This is a genomic window from Azospirillum sp. Sh1 (genome assembly GCF_008365135.1).
GTDB classification, from domain to species: domain Bacteria; phylum Pseudomonadota; class Alphaproteobacteria; order Azospirillales; family Azospirillaceae; genus Azospirillum; species Azospirillum oryzae.
This window is the reverse complement of record NZ_VTTK01000006.1, coordinates 60,739-76,850: the sequence shown is the minus strand read 5'-3', so window position 1 is coordinate 76,850 and position 16,112 is coordinate 60,739. Positions and strand designations below refer to the sequence as shown.

Sequence of the window (16,112 nt, the reverse complement as noted above, 5' to 3'; positions counted from 1 at the left end):
ACGATGGGACGGACCCGCATCGCTATCTTCGTGGATGGCGCCGACTGGCACACCCGGAGGCTGACCGCCGCCTTCGCCCGGCGTGGCGCGACAGCGGTCCCGGTGTCGCTCAGCGCCTGCGGTTTCGGTCCGGAGGGGCCGATGATTGCAGGCTTCGACGGCGGGCTGCCCGATGCCTGCTTGGTCCGCACCATTTCCGCCGGCAGTTTCGAACAGGTGACGCTGCGGCTGGGCGTGCTGCATGCGCTGAGCCATGGCGGGGTGCCGGTCGCCAACAATCCGGCGGCCATCGAACGCTGCGTCGACAAGAGCGCCACCGCCTTTCGGCTGGCCGCCGCTCGCGTGCCGACCCCGCGGACCTGGACGGTCGCCGATCCCGTCCAGGCGTCCGCCATCCTCGCCGCTCTCCATGCCGAGGGCCGGTCGGCGGTGCTGAAGCCGCTGTTCGGGTCGCAGGGCAAGGGGCTGCGTCGGCTCGATCCCGGCATGGCTCTGCCGGACCCCGCCGAGGTCGCCGGCGTCTACCACCTGCAGGAGTATGTTGGCGCGGCGGATGGCGGCTGGTTCGACTGGCGCGTCTTCGTGGTGGACGGACGTCCGCTGGCCGCCATGGTCCGTCAGGGCGACCACTGGATCACCAACGTCAAGCAGGGCGCCCGCTGCCATCCTGCCAGTCCGGCCGGCGTGCTGGGCGATCTGGCGCTGGCCGCCGCCGCCGCCGTCGGCGCCGATTATGCCGGGGTGGACGTGATCCGCGCCCCCGACGGCCGGTTCCTGGTGCTGGAGGTCAACAGCATGCCGGCATGGCGCGGCCTGCAGGCGGTGGCGCCGGCGGACGTGGCGCAGGCGCTGGCCGATCTGGTCCTGGCCCGCCTGGCCGCCGCCTCGCCTGCGTCGGCAGACGCGCGGAGGGCGGGATGAGCACCCTGCTGCCCACTCCCGGATCAATATCGGGACAGGATTGCCGGGCCCTGGTGGAGGAGGCGGTGTTCACCGCCTGCCGTCTGGAGCTGATGGCGTTGAAGCCCGGCAATGTCCACATCCATGCCGAAGGCCATGGCATGAGCGTGCCTCAGTTCCTGGACAGCGCCGCCGCCATCGCCCCGATCCTCGCCACGCCGGGCCGCCGGGTGGGGGAGGCGATCCTGCATGCGGTGGAGGCGACGCGGACTGTCGCCGGCTGCAACACCAATCTCGGGATCGTGCTGCTGCTGGCGCCGCTCGCCGCCGCGGCGCTGTGTCGCGATAAGGGCGAGCCGCTGCGGATGAGGCTCGCGCGGGTGCTCGACACGCTGAGCGTCATCGACGCCGCCGACGCGTTCGCGGCCATCCGCCTGGCGCTGCCCGCCGGGCTGGGAGAGACCCCGCAGCATGACGTCGCCGAGGCTCCCCGCGTCGATCTGCGGGCTGCCATGGCTGCCGCCGCGGACCGCGACCTGATTGCCCGGCAATACGCCACCGCCTTCGCCGACGTCTTCACCTTCGGCGTGGCCCGCGGCCGTTCGGCGCTGCGTCGCGGCGCCGGTGCGGCGGAGGCGGCGAGCGCCATCCATCTGGGCTTCATGGCGCTGCACCCCGACACACACATCGCCCGCAAGCATGGCGCGGCGGTGGCGGAACGGGTGCGGGACCAGGCCTTCCGGTTGGAACGGCGCCTTGTCGTCAATCCCGCTTTCGGAGGCCATTCGGGCCATCAGGCCGGAGCGGCCCGCCGCCTTCTCGCTTTCGACCGCGCGCTGAAGCGTCGCGGCCTCAATCCGGGCACGTCCGCCGACCTGACGGTGGCCTGCCTGTTCGTGCTTCGGCTGGCTGGCGAGTTGCCCGCCGGACCGTGGCCGCCGGGCGACAACCGGCGGAGCCTTATCAAACCAACCAGCGTAGGGGATGCGCAATGCCTAAGATCGACAAGGTTATGGTCGGCGAAGCTCTGGTGGGCGACGGCAACGAAGTCGCTCACATCGATCTCATCATCGGTCCGCGCGGCAGTGCCGCCGAGACCGCCTTCTGCCAGACCCTGACCAACCAGAAGGAAGGCGTGAACGGCCTGCTGGCCGTGCTGGCGCCGAACCTGATGGTCAAGCCCTCCACCGTCATGTTCAACAAGGTGACGATCAAGAACGCCAAGCAGGCGGTGCAGATGTTCGGCCCGGCCCAGCGCGCCGTCGCCCTGGCCGTCGCCGAATGCGTCGAGGACGGCACCATCCCGGCGGACGAGGCCGACGACCTGTTCATCTCCGTCGGCGTCTTCATCCACTGGCAGGCGGAGGACGACCGCAAGATCCAGGACTACAACCACGAAGCCACCAAGCTGGCGCTGAAGCGTGCGATCGCCGGCAGCCCGACCGCCCAGGAGATGCTGGACGGCATGGCCGCCGCGGTTCACCCGTTCGCCGCCAACTGACCGGAAGCGAAGCGGGCGAGCGTCCCGGCGTCCAGGCGCCGGTCGTGGAGCGCGCTGGCCACCAGCACGGCATCGGTGCCGTGCGTGGCCAGCGCATCCAAATCCGCCGCGTTCCGCACGCCGCCGGCCCCCCATACCCGAACCCCCGGGCGTCGGGCCGCCAGCGTGGCGATCCGGTCCAGATCCGGCCCCTCGCCTGAACCGACCCGGTCCAGCGTCATGGCGATCACCCGCGCGGGCCAGCGGCCGGCATCCTCGTGCAGCGCCGCCGGTCCCAGCGGCACTCCCTGCCGGACGTCAAGCGACAGCGCCACCCGGTCCTCTCCGGCCAGCGCCAGCGCCGCGTCCAGCGTCGCGCCGTCCGTCTGGCTTTCGCTGCCGATCACCAGATGGCGGATCCCGGCGTCGAGCCAGCGGCGGCAGTCGTCGGGCGTCGCCAGCCCGGCATCGACCCAGAACGCCACCTCCGGCCAGCGGTCCTGCAGCGCCGCGACGGCGGAGCGATGGTCGCCATTTCCCCTGATCGCGTCGAGATCGGCGACATAGCAGGCGCGGAAGGGTTGCAGCGTCAGCAGCGCGGCCACGATATCCTGTGGTGCCGATCCTGCGGTCAGCGCGCTTTCGATGGGGCGGTAGCGGTCGCGCTCCCCCCGCTTGGCATGAACCACCTGCTCGCCCAGCAGGTCGATGACGGGAACGATGTCCATGGAGAACAGCCTTCGTCGGGTTCTGGTCTGCGAGTATGTCACTGGCGGCGCGCTGTGCAACGGGCCGCTTCCGACGGACCTGATGGATGAGGCCAACGCGATGGTCGCGGCCCTGGTCGGCGATCTGGTCGCGCTGGATGGAATACACGTCACGCTGTGCTGGGACAACCGCCTTCCCCCGCCGTCCTTCCCGGCCGACCGGGTCGCCCTGTTCCCGGTGGCGCCTGGCGAGGATCATGAGGCGCGCTGGCGCGATGCCGCCGCCCTGTGCGACGTGGTCTGGCCAATCGCGCCGGAAAGCGACGGGCTGCTGGGCCACGTCGCCGCTCTTTTCCGCGACACCGGCCGGCCGGTGGTCGCCTGCGCCCCCGAGGCCATCGCTCTTGCGTCTTCGAAGACGGCGACGGCGGCCTGGCTGGCCACCCACGGCATCGCGGCCATTCCCACCGTTCCCTTAGGCGCGCCGCCGCCGCCCGCCGCCCGCCATGTGGTGAAGCCGGACGACGGCGCCGGTTGCCTCGACACCTTCATCGTCGACGACATCGCCGCCTGGACGCCGCCGCATGCCGGCCGCTGGATCGTCCAGCCGCTGGTCGAGGGCGAGGCGTGCAGCCTGTCCATGCTGGTCGACGATGCCGGCGGGGTGCGGCTGCTCGGCTGCAATCGTCAGACGGTGGAGCGCGGGAACGGCCGCTTCTCCTTCCATGGCGTGGAGGTCGGGGCGATGGAGCACCGCCGCGCCGCCTGGGAGCCGCTGGCCCGCGCCATCGCCGCCGCGATTCCGGGCCTGCGCGGCTATGTCGCCGTCGACCTCATCGACCGGCCGATTGGCACAGAGTGGGATGGCACGGTGGTTGTGGAGGTGAACCCGCGACTGTCCGTCGGTTATTCCGGGTTGTCGCGGGCGTTGGGCTGGAATCCGGCGGGCGACATCCTGACTCTGTTCAAACCGAGATCGGCCGACACCGGCCGGGAGGACGCACATGCCTGACATCCATGGTTCGACCGTGATCGGCTGGGACATCGGCGGCGCCCACCTGAAGGCCGCCTGGGCGGTGGATGGCCAGCTGCGTGACGCTGTGCAGGTGCCTTGCCGGCTTTGGCAGGGGATGGGAGAGCTGGATGCGGCGCTGACCACGGTGCTGGACCGCCTGCCGGCCGATGCCGACCATGTGGTGACGATGACCGGCGAACTGGTCGACCTGTTCGACGACCGCGCCCAGGGCGTGCACGCGCTGATCGACCGGATGGCTGCTGCCCTGCCGCAGGGGCGGCTGCGCGTCTATGCCGGCCGGCGCGGGCTGCTGTCGCCGCCGGAGGCGCGAGGACAGGTGATGGATGTCGCCTCCGCCAACTGGATGGCGACCGCCGCGGTGGTTGCCCGGTGCCTGCCGGCGGCGCTGCTGATTGACATGGGCAGCACCACCACCGACATCGTGCCGGTGCGGGACGGCGCCGTGGTGGCGCGCGGCGTCACCGATCACGAGCGGATGGCGGTGGAGGAACTGGTCTATACCGGATTGACCCGCACGGCGGTGATGGCGATGGAGCGCACCGCGCTGGTCGCCGGCGAGCGCCTGCCGATGATGGCCGAATATTTCGCCACCAGCGCCGACCTCTACCGCGTGCTGGGCCGGCTGGACGAGGCCGCGGACCAGCATCCCGCCGCCGACAACGGGGCGAAGACGGTCGAGGCCAGCCTGCGCCGTCTGGCCCGCATGGTCGGGCATGATGCCGGCGATTACGATCCGGCGGTGTGGCGGGCGATGGCCGCCGATCTGACCGAACGCCAGCTGCGCCGCATCCACGATGCCGCCTGCCGCGTGCTGTCGGTTGGTGTGCCGCTCCTGCCCGTCGATGCGACCGTGGTCGGGGCCGGCGTCGGGCGTGCCGTCGTGAAGGAGGTGGCCGTCCGGCTGGGCCGTCCCTATCGGGAATTCTGCGATGTGGTGGGTGCTCCCGGTCAGGACTGGGTCGCCAGTTGTGCCCCCGCCGCCGCCATGGCGTTGCTCGGGTGAGGGCGCCGACATGAGCCGCGCCTTCGTCAAGGAAAGTGACGCTGAAACCGAGGGGCCGCTGCCGCAGATCAACGGTCCCCTGCACGTGTCCGCCGCCACCGTCGCCGCCTGGCAGGAGGAGCTTGCCGCGGCCGATGCCGAGATTGCACAACTGCGCGGCTCCGAGGCGCCGGAGGACCGGCAGGCGATGAGCAGCGCCAAGCGGCGCGCCGACCTGCTCCGCGCCCGACTGGCCGCCGCCGTGGTGGTGCGTCCGGCCGGCTCGGTGGAGGAGGCCGGCTTCGGCTCCGTCGTCGTCGCCGAGGATGAGAACGGGCGCCGATGGACATTCACGCTGGTGGGCGGCGAGGAGGCCGATCCCGCCGCCGGCCGGATCAGTTGGCAATCCCCGTTGGGCGAGGCGCTGATGGGTGGACGGGCCGGGGACGTGGTCGAATGGCCACGCCGGAACGGCCCGCTGTCGCTTACCCTTCGTTCGGTGTCGGCGTCCTGATCCTGGTCCTCACCCGCCATCCAGCGCCCGCAGCTGCGGGCCGATCTTCACCATCATCTCGTCATGCTCGCGGCCGGGATCGGAATCGGCGACGATGCCGCCGCCGGCCTGGGCGATGACGCGGTCGGGCGTGACGGTCAGGGTGCGGATGACGATGCTGCTGTCCATCGCCCCGTCGAACCCGATCCAGGCGACCGACCCGCAATAGGCGCCGCGCCGTGAGACCTCCAACTCGTCGATGATCTCCATGGCGCGGATCTTGGGCGCGCCGGTGATGGATCCGCCGGGGAAGGTGGCGCGCAGCAAATCGACCGGACCCAGCCACGGCTTCAATTGCCCCTCGATCACCGACACCAGATGGTGGACGGAGGCGAAGCGCTCCACCCCGCACAGGACCGGCACCTTGACGCTGCCGATGCGCGCCACGCGGCCGATGTCGTTGCGCAGCAGATCGGTGATCATCAGGTTCTCGGCCCGGTCCTTGACGCTGTGCTCAAGCTCTTCGGCCAGGGCGTCGTCTTCCTCCGCATTGGCGCCGCGCGGGCGGGTGCCCTTGATCGGGCGGGTTTCCATGCGGCCGTCGGCATGGAGTCGGATGAAGCGCTCGGGCGAGGCGCTGGCGAGACCGTACCCGCCGGGCAGCGTCAGGCAGGCCGCGAAGGGGGCGGGGCTGAGCGCCAGCAGGCGGCGGTACAGGTCGAATACAGACAGCCCGGCCGGCCGGTCGGCCAGGAAGCGCCCGGTGAAGTTGGCCTGGAAGATGTCGCCCGCGCGGATGTACTCCAGCACCCGCTCCACCCGCCGGCAATAATCGTCCCGCGCGATCTCCGGCTGCCAGGACGTGGTCGCGGTGTGGGGCGGCGGCAGGACGGTGGGCGCCGCTTCCAGGCGCTCGGCAATTGATTGCAGACGGTTGGCAGCGCGGAGGCGGCGCCCGACCGGGCCACTCTCGGGAAAGCCGCTGGACAGGATCCAGCCGCGCCGTTCCAGTTCATCGAAGACGATGACGGTGTCGTAGAGCCCAAAGGCCAAGTCGGGCAGGCCGGTGTCGTCGCCATGGCGCGCCGGCAGCCGCTCCAGCACCTGTCCCAGCTCATAACCGAGGAAGCCGACGGCACCGCCGGCGAAGGGAACGGGCAGGTCGGCGGGAATGGTCAGTCGGTGGGCATCCACCTGCTGCTCCAGCACCGTGAAGGGATCGCCGGCAAACGCATGGCCGTCCACCGTGACGGAGCCGCCGCGCGCCTCGATGGTGCGGAAGGGCTCAACGGCGACGATGCTCCACCGGCCCCGGCCGCCACCTTCCGCGGCGCTGTGCAGAAGGGTGGCGAATGGCTGGCCGGACCAGGGAGCGAAGGCGGCGACCGGATCGCGGTAGGGAATCTCGCGGATCACCAGCGGACACCCGTCGCCCGCCCTCTCCCCGGCCGGAATATCGAAGACCAGGCCGTCCTGCGGCATGCGTCATGCTCCGATGCTGGTGGCGAGGGACTTGACCCAGAAGCGAAGGGGTTTGGCGGTCTCCTCCCGGTCGCAGGCGTCGCACCAGGACAGGGTTCCGCCGATCTCGGGCTCCAGCCTGTAGCCCAGCCGCCGCCACGCGGCATCGGGCGTCCGGTACGCATTCGGGCGGCGGGGATGGTCGATGGATCGCACGATCTCGCCGAAGGCAATGGACGCGAAGCGACCGGTTGCGTGTATGTGGGATTCGCCGATTTCCAACAGGGCGGTCCCGATCCCGCGCCCGCGATGGGAGGGAAGGACCACCACCTCGCCGAAATAGAAGATCGAGCGCGGGTCGCAGCCTGCATGGGTGAATGGGTCGCGCAAGGCGTCCAGCTCCTGGTCGAGCGGTGCGCCGGTGACGGCCGCGACCATGCGGTTGCGCTCGAAGGCAGCCAGGATGAGCCCGCCCGGCAGACCGGCAAGATCGGACAGATAGCGTTCCTCGTACGCGGCCGAACCGGAATAGAGATAGGGGAACTCGCCCAGCACCGCCAGACGCAGGACCGCCAACTCCTCTACCCGGTCGGCCAGGGCGGCGCCGGTCAGCCGCTCCACCCGTAGGCCGCCCCCATTGTCACCCTGCAGCCGCGGCCCGTGGGGCGGCACGGGCCGCGCCGGAAGAGCGGCGGCGAAGCCCCCTTCCGGAAGAGCCCCTGCGCTCACCGCGCCGGCACCGGCAGGAACCGCCGCAGGAACGCGAAGCGTGCCGGGCGTGGCACGGAAGCGGTCCGGCCGAAGCTCTGCGTGATGCGGTCGAGAACGATCGCCAGCAGCACGACGCTGAGGCCGCTTTCGAAGCCGAGCGCGATGTCCAGACGCTGGATGCCCTGCAGCACCACGTTGCCCAGGCCGCCGGCGCCGATCATGGAGGCGATGACGATCATCGACAGCGCCATCATCATGGTCTGGTTCACGCCCGCCATGATCGAGGGCAGGGCGTTCGGCAACTGCACCTTGAACAGAAGCTGGCGGTCATGGCAGCCGAAGGCCTTTCCGGCCTCGACGATTTCGGCCGGCACCTGCTGGATGCCCAGCGAGGTCAGGCGCACCGCCGGCGGCATGGCGAAGATCACGGTGGCGAGAATGCCCGGCACCCGGCCCAGGCCGAAGAACATCACGGCGGGGATCAGATAGACGAAGGCCGGCATGGTCTGCATGAAGTCCAGCGTGGTGCGGACGATGCTTTCGACCACCCGGCTGCGCGCCATCCAGACGCCCAGCGGCACGCCGACCAGCAGGCTGAGCAGGGTGGCGGTCAGCACCAGACCCAGGGTGGAGGCGGTCTCCGTCCACAGCCCCATGCCGGCGATCAGCAGCAGGGCGGCGACCGTGAAGACGGCGAAGCCGACGCCGACGCGCCAGAGGGAGATGGCGACGATGAGCCCGATCAGCAGCCAGGCCGGCGCCCCGACCAGCACATAGTCGATGGCGCCGCCGAAGCCGTTCACCACCGTCGCAATCGCGTCGAACGTCGATTGGAAATGGTCGAGCATGAAGCTGACCAGCTCCTCGACCCACTTGCCGATTCTGATTTCGGAATCCATCGGTCAATCCCCCCGAACCAAGGTGTGGAGCATGAGGGCGCGTGAAATGGCGCCGAGGAAGTTGTGGTCGTCGTCGACGACGGGCACCGGCCATTCGGTGTCGGCGACGAGGGCGAGCAGGGCGTGGACGGGCGTCGCGGCGTTGACCGTGCGGACGTCGGGCAGGAAGGCGTTGATGAAGCGCGGCTGCGGCCCCTTCAGTTCGCGTTCCAGCGTCGTCTGCGAAACGACGCCTTCGAAGCGTCCGTCCTGGGTGCGCACATAGCCGAAGTTGTGGTGGTTCTCGCGCAGCTGCTGCAGGGCGGGGGCCAGTTCGCCGGGCAGGCGGATGACCGTGTTGGTCGCCTCGTAGCGTGCCACGTCGCCGGCCCGCAGCACCTTGGAGGCATCGACGTTGCGGAAGAAGGAGCGGACGTAGTCGTCGGCCGGGCGGCTGAGGATTTCATAGGGCGTGCCGACCTGTACGATGCGGCCGCCTTCCATGATGGCGATGCGGTCGCCGATGCGCATCGCCTCGTCCAGGTCGTGGGAGATGAAGACGATGGTGCGCTGCTGCTCGCGCTGCAGGCGCAGCAGTTCGTCCTGCATTTCGGTGCGGATCAGCGGATCGAGGGCGGAGAAGGCCTCGTCCATCAGCAGGATGGTGGGATCGTTGGCCAGCGCGCGGGCGAGGCCGACGCGCTGCTGCATGCCGCCGGACATCTCGCGCGGGTAGCGGCTGGCGTAGGTGCCAAGCCCCACCTGCTCCAGCGCCTGCTGCGCCGCCTTGTGGCGCTCGGCCTTGGACACACCGGAGATTTCAAGGCCGAAGGCGGCGTTGTCCAGCGCGCTCAAGTGCGGCATCAGGGCGAAGGACTGGAAGACCATCCCCATGTTGCGGCGGCGGGCCTGGATCAGATCCGCCTTGGACATGCTGACCAGATCCTTGCCGTCGAGCAGGATCTCGCCGCTGCTGGGTTCGATCAGCCGGTTCAGCAGGCGGATCATGGTGGATTTGCCGGATCCCGACAGCCCCATGATGACGAAGATCTCGCCGGCGCGGACCTGAAAGCTGGCATCCAGCACGCCGACATTGACGTTCAGCTTTTCCAGGACCTCTGCCTTGCTGGCGCCCTGGCGCAGCATCGACAGGGCGGGCTTTGGATCGGCGGCGAAGACCTTGTAGACGTTCCGCACCTCCAGGCGAACCGCCGCGTCGTCGCCGATGCTCGTCCTGGCGGCTCCGCGGGGAAAGCCCAGGCTGGCCGGTCCACCGACCGAAACCGCGCTTCGCATCATCGTGTTCATCGACAGGCCCCCCCTGATTGCGCGACGGCGTGACCCGTGGGACTGAGAGGATCGTGGTGCATGTTCATGGAAGCATTCCCTGTTCGACTAGGCTGTCGTAAATGGCCAGCGCTCCCGCTTCAGGTGTCGGGTTGACCAGCATTTGGCCTTTTCCGCTCTTGCTCTCGGTCGCCGCCTTCAGCCGGTCCAGCGCCGAGCCGCCGCGCTTCACACGCATCAGCTTGGGCTTTGGCCGCCATGGACGATGCTCACAGTCCGACAGGAAGAGGTCGGCGGTCGCCTGGGCCGCCACCGGCTCGATGACGCCCCGCCTGGCCGGGCCATAGGCCGAGGCGCGGGCGGGCGGGGCGGAGGGATGGATGGTCGCCACAAAACGGCCGGTGGCGGTCAATGCCCGCCGCTGTCCGCGCGGCAGCGCCTGAACGAGGTCCGCCGCGCCCGGAATGGAGTCCGGTGCAACGGCAGGGCCGATCCGCACCACATCGGGAACGACGGCGGCATCGAGGCCGCGGGCGATCAGATAAGGCAGCATGCCGCTGCCCTCGCCATCCTCCGCCTGCCGTCCGGTCAGGACCAGCGACGGGTCGAACCGGCGCAGATGGGCGATCAGCGGTTCGACGGGATCGGCCCCCTCCGGCAGGACCAGATGAGTCAGCCGTTCCAGCCCCATGCCGAGATACGCGCGCAGCGCCTCGCCGTCGGTGGCCGGGCCGGCATGGATCGCCGTCAACCGCCGCGGGCGGAGCGCCAGCGCCATCTCCAGTGCCTGCGCATCGGTGGCGGCACGACGGGCGCGGCCGGAAACCGGATGGCGGCCGATGGACAGCAGGACGGCGACATCAAGCATGGCGGCGCTCCCGGATGAGCCGGATCAGGGCGGGCATGACGGCCTGCGCATCGGCGACGATGGACAGGTCGGCCCGCTTGATCATTTCGGCGTGGAGGTCGGTGTTGACGGCGATGACATGCTTGACGCCGGTGATGCCCTGAAGGTGCTGCGGCGCGCCGGCAATACCGAAGGCGAGGTAGCAGCGGGCGCTGACCACCGTGCCGGAGGCGCCGACCTGCCGTTCGCGCGGCAGATGGCCGGCATCGCAGACCACGCGGCTGCCGGCGCGGGTGGCACCCAGCGCCTCGCCCAGCTCGGCGAAGCTCCCCCAGTCGGTCACGCCATTGCCGGCGCTGAGGATGAAGTCGGTCTCCGACAGCGACAGGGCGTCGGGATCGACGGCCAGCCGGCGGACGCCGCCCAGGCGGGGCGGAAGCTGTTCCGCGGCTGTCAGCGGAGCGGCGAGGTCCAGCGGCCGGGCCTCGTGCCGCACGCCGTCGAGCGGGGCGAAGGCGTCCACCGCGACCGTCATCAGCCGGGTGGGGCGGTGTCCGGTTTCCAGCGATCCGCCGGCCGACTGGCGGGTCGCCCGTTCGGGGCCGAGGCTCTGCACGCCGGCGAACAGCCGCTCTCCTGCCGCCGCCGCGACCCGCCGCGCCACGTCGCCGCCGTCCGGGCTGTCCGGGAACAGGATGTGGCGGGGAGACAGCGCCTCCATCAGCGCCGAAGCGGCGGCGGCGCGCCGTTCCGGCACGTAGTCGTCGGCCCAGCCGTCCGGCAGGGCGACATGGCGGTCGGATCCGGCCTCGGTCAGCGCCTGTCCCGAACCGGTGGAGACGGTCACCACGGCACCGCCGCCGGCATCGGCCAGCAGGCGGGCGGCGGCGATCACCTGCCGGTCATGCTCGCTGACCTCGCCGCCGGGGCGGTCGAGCATGGCGAGGATCAGGTAGGCCGGCTCGGCGATCACCTGCAGCGGGATTGCGGGCGTGGCGGAAACGGCGATCCCCACAGCCGCGGCAGCGCCGGCCGAGGCCGCGTCGCGGGCCCAGTCATAGCGCGGGCGCGGCTGAATCTGGACCAATGCGGCAGCCCGAAGGGCGCGCGGGTCGCGGCGGCGCTCGTTGACTGCGACGGCGACCGGCTGGCGCAGCAGGCGCGGACGCTGGCCGGTCAGGATCGTGCGGGCTGCGCGCTCGGCGCGGGGATCGACACGGCGGCGGATTGGCGAGGGATGGGTCATCGGGCGGTCTCCGTCGCGGCGAGCACCAGTTCGGCGATCTCCGCCACCTCCGGCCGGGGACCGACGACGCCTTCCAGCATCAGGGCGCAGTTGGGGCAGGCGACGGCGACCAGCGAGGCGCCGGTTTCCCGGACATGCTCCATGCGGACGTCGGGAATGCGGCGTTCTCCCGACACGTCGGTCAGCGGGGCGCCGCCGCCGCCACCGCAACAGCTCGACCGCAGGCCGGAACGCAGCATTTCCCGGCGTTCGACGCCGATGGCATCCAGCAGGGCGCGCGGCGCCTCGATCTCGCCATTGTAGCGGCCGAGATAGCAGGGGTCGTGGAAGGTGACGCTGCGCCCGACCGGCTTGGTCACGGTCAGAGCGCCAGTGGTGATCAGCTCCAGCAGCAGGGCGGTGTGATGGACGACGGTCCAACTGCCGCCGAAGGCCGGATATTCGTTGCGCAGCGTGTGCAGCGCGTGCGGATCGGCGGTGGCGATGCGGTTGAAGCGGCGGGCGTTCAGGGTCGCCACGTTGCGGGTCGCCAGCGACTGGAAGGTCGCTTCGTCGCCCAGCCGGCGGGCGACGTCGCCGCAATCCAGCTCCTCGTCGCCAAGCACGGCGAAGTCCACCCCGGCGCGGCGCAGCAGCAGGACGAGCGCCCGTAGCGAGCGCTGGACCCGCAGGTCGAAGGCACCGTCGCCGACCCACAGCAGCGTGTCGCAGGACCCGCCGGCCGGCAGCCGTGGCAGCGACAGGTCGGACGCCCAGTCCCAGCGCCGGGAGAGCGCACGGCCGCCGGGATTGTCGGTGGCGCGCAGCTCCTCCAACATGACGGCGGCCTTGCCGGGGGTGGCGCCCAGCTCCAGCGTCTGGAAGCGGCGGAGGTCGACGACGGCGTCCACATGCTCGATCATCATCGGGCATTCCTGCACGCAGGCGCGGCAGGTGGTGCAGGACCACAGCGTGTCGGGATGGATCATCGCATCCGGCCCGATCAGCGGCAGAGCCGCGCCGCCATGGGCCTTGCCCACGCCGCGGCCGGGATGGGGGTTGCCGGCATAGGCGGCGTCGCTGGCCTCGGCCTCCATGGCGGCGACGAAATCCTGCACCAGCTTCTTCGGGTTCAGCGGCAGACCGGCGGCATAGGCGGGGCAGGCCGTCTCGCATCGCCCGCACTGGACGCAGGCGTCGAAGCCGAGCAGCCGGTTCCAGGCGAAGTCGACTGGACGCTCCACACCCAGAGTGCCCGGCTCGACGGTGCCGGCATCCTCCGACGGCGCGAGCAGCAGCGGCTTCAGCCCGGTGTCGCGCCCCTTGCCGTCGTGGAAGCGGGCCGGGCGCGGGTGGAAGGCCAGATGCAGCGCCCCATGCACCGCGTGCTTCAGCGGCCCCTTCCACACCCCCCACACCAGATCGGCCATCGCCAGCCCGGCGATCGCGACCAGGATCAGGGCCAGCGCCTCCGGCATCACGCCGCCCAGCGACTGGTCGAGGGACACCACCAGCAGGCAGCCGGAGAATCCCAGAAGCGACAGCGGAAGGCGGGCGAAGCGGCCCTGCGACAGCTCGCGCGGGCGGACCACCCGGCGGCGATGCCGGACCATCAGCGCTCCCGCCAGCATCGCCGCCAGCACCACGGCCAGCAGCAGCCAGACGATGCGCGATCCGGCCCAGGAACCAGCGATGCCGACGCCCATCGCCACCAGCAGCACGACCGCCGCAAGGAAGCCGCCGGCCACCAGCGCGTGGAAGCGGGCATTGAACGGCGTCCGCCCCACCACATGGTGGACATCGACCAGATAGCGGCCGGGCAGGGCGCGCAGTCCGGCGACCACACCGACCTCCGCCGGCCGGCCGGCCAGCCAACGCCGTGACTGCCAGGCGGCCAATGCCGCGCCGATGGCGAGGACGGCAAGGACGACGGTGGTAAGAGCGGTGGCGATCACGTCGGACGGCTCCTGTCGCTTGGCTGGAGGCACTGGGCGGGGGTGGGGGTGTCAGATGTCCTTGCAGAGACGCGCCGCGTCGTAGATGGCGGCATGGATGTTGCGGCCGGCCACCGCGTCGCCGATGCGGTGCAGCGTGTAGCCGCCATGGCCGTTGGCCTGCACCGGCTGCGGCCGGCCGGCGATCAGGCTGTCGAGATCGGTCTGGCCGTGGTTCAGCGAGTGGTCCTTCAGATCGAAATAGAGGCCGTCGTTGGGCAGGGTGCCCAACTCCACCACGATCTGGTCGACCAGCCGCTCCTCCTCCTCGTGGGTGTATTCGTTGCGCAGGACGGCGACGCGGCGGTTGCCCTCCTGGTAGATCTCCACGAGCTGGTGGTTGGTGGTCATCACCACGTTCAGCTTGTACAGCTCCCGCAGGTGGATCGGCTGGTTGGTGGTGCCGACCTCTTCCGCGACCATGCGGTCGGGGGTGGCGATCTCCACCAGCGCGCCGCGCTTGGCCATGAATTCGGCGCAGGACGCGCCGTGATGCTGGCCGGTGCCGTCATACATCAGGACGGTTCCGGTCGGCTCGACCGCGCCGGTCAGGATGTCCCAAGTCGACACCGCCAGATCGGCGCCCTTGAAATCGCCGCGGTTGGGGCGGCCGCCGGTGGCGAGGATCACCACGTCGGGTGTCTCGGCCTCGACGGTCGCGCGGTCGGCCTCCACCCCAAGGCGGACATCGACGCCCAGCTTGGTGACCTGCTGCGACAGCCAGCGGGTGATGCCGCTCATCGCCTCGCGCCAGGTCGCCTTGGCGGCGATGCCGATCTGGCCGCCAGGCGCGGTGTTGCGTTCGAGCAGCACGACCGAATGGCCGCGCTCGGCGCAGACGCGGGCGGCTTCCAGGCCGCCGGGACCACCGCCGACCACGACAACGCGGCGCTTGCGTTCCGCCTTCGGGATCACATGCGGCATGGTGCTTTCGCGCCCCGTCGCGGCGTTCTGGATGCACAGCGCGTCGCCGCCGACATAGATGCGGTCGATGCAATAGCCGGCGCCGACGCACTGCCGCACGTCGTCCAGCCGCCCTTCCATCAGCTTGCGCACCAGATGCGGGTCGGCGATGTGGGCGCGGGTCATGGCGACCATGTCGACATGGCCTTCCTCCACCGCGCGGGCGGCGGTGGCGAGGTCGGTCACGCGCTGCGCGTGGAAGACGGGGATGCCCGCCTCGCGTTTGATGCCGCTGGCCAGATGCAGGAAGGGGGCAACCGGGAAGGACATGTTGGGCAGCGAGATGGCGTGCGCCAGATGATCGCGCGCCTGTCCGCCCAGCACGTTGACGAAATCGATCAGCCCGCGTTCCGCGTAGGTGCGGGCGATGGCGATGCAGTCCTCGTGGCTGAGCCCGTCGTCGATCAGCTCGTCGCCCGACATGCGCATGCCGACGATGTAGTCGTCGCCGACCTCGGCGCGGATCGCCTCGAACACCTCGATGCCGAAGCGCATGCGGTTTTCCAGGCTGCCGCCGTACTTGTCGGTGCGCCGGTTGACCGAGGGGCTCCAGAACTGGTCGATCAGGTGGCCGTGGGCGGCCGACAGCTCGAAGCCGTCCAGCCCGCCTTCCTTGCAGCGGCGGGCGGCGGCGGCATAGTCGGCGATGATCCGCTTGAAGTCGAAATCCTCCATCTCCTTCGGCGTGTTGCGGTGCGCCGGTTCGCGGGTGGCCGAGGCGGAGACGGTGGGCAGCCAGTTCTCGGTGTCCCATCGGGTGCGCCGGCCCATGTGGGTCAACTGGATCATCAGCGCCGCGCCATGGCGGTGCACCCGGTCGGAGAATTCGCGGAAGAAGGGAATGACGCTGTCGTCGGCGACGGAAATCTGGTTCCACGGCGCCGCCGGGCTGTCCACCGCGACGGAGGAGGAGCCGCCGAACATCGTCAGGCCGATGCCGCCTTTGGCCTTTTCCTCGTGATAGAGCTGGTAGCGTTCCTTCGGCTTGCCTTCGGAACCGTAACCCGGCGCGTGGCTGGTGCTCATCACGCGGTTACGGATCGTCAAATGCTTGATCTGCAGAGGCTTCAGAAGGGCTTCGGCGGGTGAGGACATGGCAGGAACGATCCCCAGTATTGAGCCTGCCAAGAATTCACCATCGGCGCGAT

General features: G+C 70.3%; 15 protein-coding genes. 6 read left to right on the top strand and 9 right to left on the bottom strand.

Going from position 1 to position 16,112, the window contains the following annotated elements; genetic code table 11:
* Positions 1–3: 3 nt before the first annotated feature.
* The 3 genes from FZ029_RS08650 to fae are packed head-to-tail and all read left to right on the top strand — an operon-like array spanning position 4 to position 2,401.
* Complete coding sequence (locus FZ029_RS08650; protein ID WP_149268889.1) at positions 4–921, top strand: RimK family alpha-L-glutamate ligase; 918 nt, start codon at positions 4–6, stop codon at positions 919–921.
* The gene (locus FZ029_RS33560) at positions 918–2,018 is read left to right on the top strand and encodes a triphosphoribosyl-dephospho-CoA synthase (protein ID WP_247892213.1); all 1,101 of its coding nucleotides are present in this window, start codon (positions 918–920) and stop codon (positions 2,016–2,018) included. The genes FZ029_RS08650 and FZ029_RS33560 overlap by 4 nt, the downstream gene beginning before the upstream one ends.
* Positions 1,913–2,401: a formaldehyde-activating enzyme gene (gene fae / locus FZ029_RS08640; RefSeq protein WP_247892212.1), complete on the top strand. Its 489-nt coding sequence runs from the start codon at positions 1,913–1,915 to the stop codon at positions 2,399–2,401. Before FZ029_RS33560 ends, fae begins: the two co-directional genes overlap by 106 nt.
* On the opposite strand, the gene FZ029_RS08635 is transcribed toward fae, so the two are convergent.
* Positions 2,380–3,108: a HisA/HisF-related TIM barrel protein gene (locus FZ029_RS08635; protein ID WP_149268887.1), complete on the bottom strand. Its 729-nt coding sequence runs from the start codon at positions 3,106–3,108 to the stop codon at positions 2,380–2,382. The two genes, fae and FZ029_RS08635, sit on opposite strands and share 22 nt — an antisense overlap.
* On the opposite strand from FZ029_RS08635, the gene FZ029_RS08630 reads away from it, so the two are divergent.
* Genes FZ029_RS08630 through FZ029_RS08620 form a run of 3 tightly spaced genes read left to right on the top strand, consistent with a single transcriptional unit; the run spans position 3,107 to position 5,619 of the window.
* Complete coding sequence (locus FZ029_RS08630) at positions 3,107–4,099, top strand: ATP-grasp domain-containing protein (protein ID WP_149268886.1); 993 nt, start codon at positions 3,107–3,109, stop codon at positions 4,097–4,099. The genes FZ029_RS08635 and FZ029_RS08630 overlap by 2 nt on opposite strands.
* A complete protein-coding gene (locus FZ029_RS08625; protein ID WP_149268885.1) occupies positions 4,092–5,126 on the top strand; it encodes a hydantoinase/oxoprolinase family protein in 1,035 nt (344 codons plus the stop codon). The genes FZ029_RS08630 and FZ029_RS08625 overlap by 8 nt, the downstream gene beginning before the upstream one ends.
* 10 nt (positions 5,127–5,136) lie before the next feature.
* Positions 5,137–5,619, top strand: coding sequence for a GreA/GreB family elongation factor (locus FZ029_RS08620; RefSeq protein ID WP_149268884.1), 483 nt, complete (start codon positions 5,137–5,139; stop codon positions 5,617–5,619).
* Positions 5,620–5,628: 9 nt separating this feature from the next.
* Here the strand turns inward: FZ029_RS08620 and pabB are convergent, their stop codons facing one another.
* The 8 genes from pabB to FZ029_RS08580 all read right to left on the bottom strand — a co-directional run bounded on the left by pabB (position 5,629) and on the right by FZ029_RS08580 (position 16,059).
* Positions 5,629–7,080 carry an aminodeoxychorismate synthase component I gene (gene pabB, locus FZ029_RS08615; protein ID WP_149268883.1) on the bottom strand — a complete coding sequence of 484 codons (1,452 nt, stop codon included), beginning with the start codon at positions 7,078–7,080 and terminating at the stop codon, positions 5,629–5,631.
* Positions 7,081–7,083: 3 nt separating this feature from the next.
* A complete protein-coding gene (locus FZ029_RS08610; RefSeq protein WP_149268882.1) occupies positions 7,084–7,788 on the bottom strand; it encodes a GNAT family N-acetyltransferase in 705 nt (234 codons plus the stop codon).
* The gene (locus FZ029_RS08605; protein ID WP_149268881.1) at positions 7,785–8,669 is read right to left on the bottom strand and encodes a proline/glycine betaine ABC transporter permease; all 885 of its coding nucleotides are present in this window, start codon (positions 8,667–8,669) and stop codon (positions 7,785–7,787) included. Before FZ029_RS08605 ends, FZ029_RS08610 begins: the two co-directional genes overlap by 4 nt.
* Positions 8,670–8,672: 3 nt before the next feature.
* Complete coding sequence (gene proV, locus FZ029_RS08600) at positions 8,673–9,956, bottom strand: glycine betaine/L-proline ABC transporter ATP-binding protein ProV (RefSeq protein WP_149268880.1); 1,284 nt, start codon at positions 9,954–9,956, stop codon at positions 8,673–8,675.
* Positions 9,957–10,020: 64 nt separating this feature from the next.
* Positions 10,021–10,803 (bottom strand): electron transfer flavoprotein subunit beta, encoded by a 783-nt coding sequence (locus FZ029_RS08595; protein WP_149268879.1) that lies wholly within the window; start codon positions 10,801–10,803, stop codon positions 10,021–10,023.
* Positions 10,796–12,028 (bottom strand): electron transfer flavoprotein subunit alpha/FixB family protein, encoded by a 1,233-nt coding sequence (locus FZ029_RS08590; RefSeq protein ID WP_149268878.1) that lies wholly within the window; start codon positions 12,026–12,028, stop codon positions 10,796–10,798. Before FZ029_RS08590 ends, FZ029_RS08595 begins: the two co-directional genes overlap by 8 nt.
* Entirely contained in the window at positions 12,025–13,962 is a 1,938-nt protein-coding gene (locus FZ029_RS08585) for a (Fe-S)-binding protein (protein WP_149268877.1), read from the bottom strand. The genes FZ029_RS08590 and FZ029_RS08585 overlap by 4 nt, the downstream gene beginning before the upstream one ends.
* Positions 13,963–14,013: 51 nt before the next feature.
* Entirely contained in the window at positions 14,014–16,059 is a 2,046-nt protein-coding gene (locus FZ029_RS08580; RefSeq protein ID WP_149268876.1) for an NADH:flavin oxidoreductase, read from the bottom strand.
* Between the last annotated feature and the right edge of the window lie 53 nt (positions 16,060–16,112).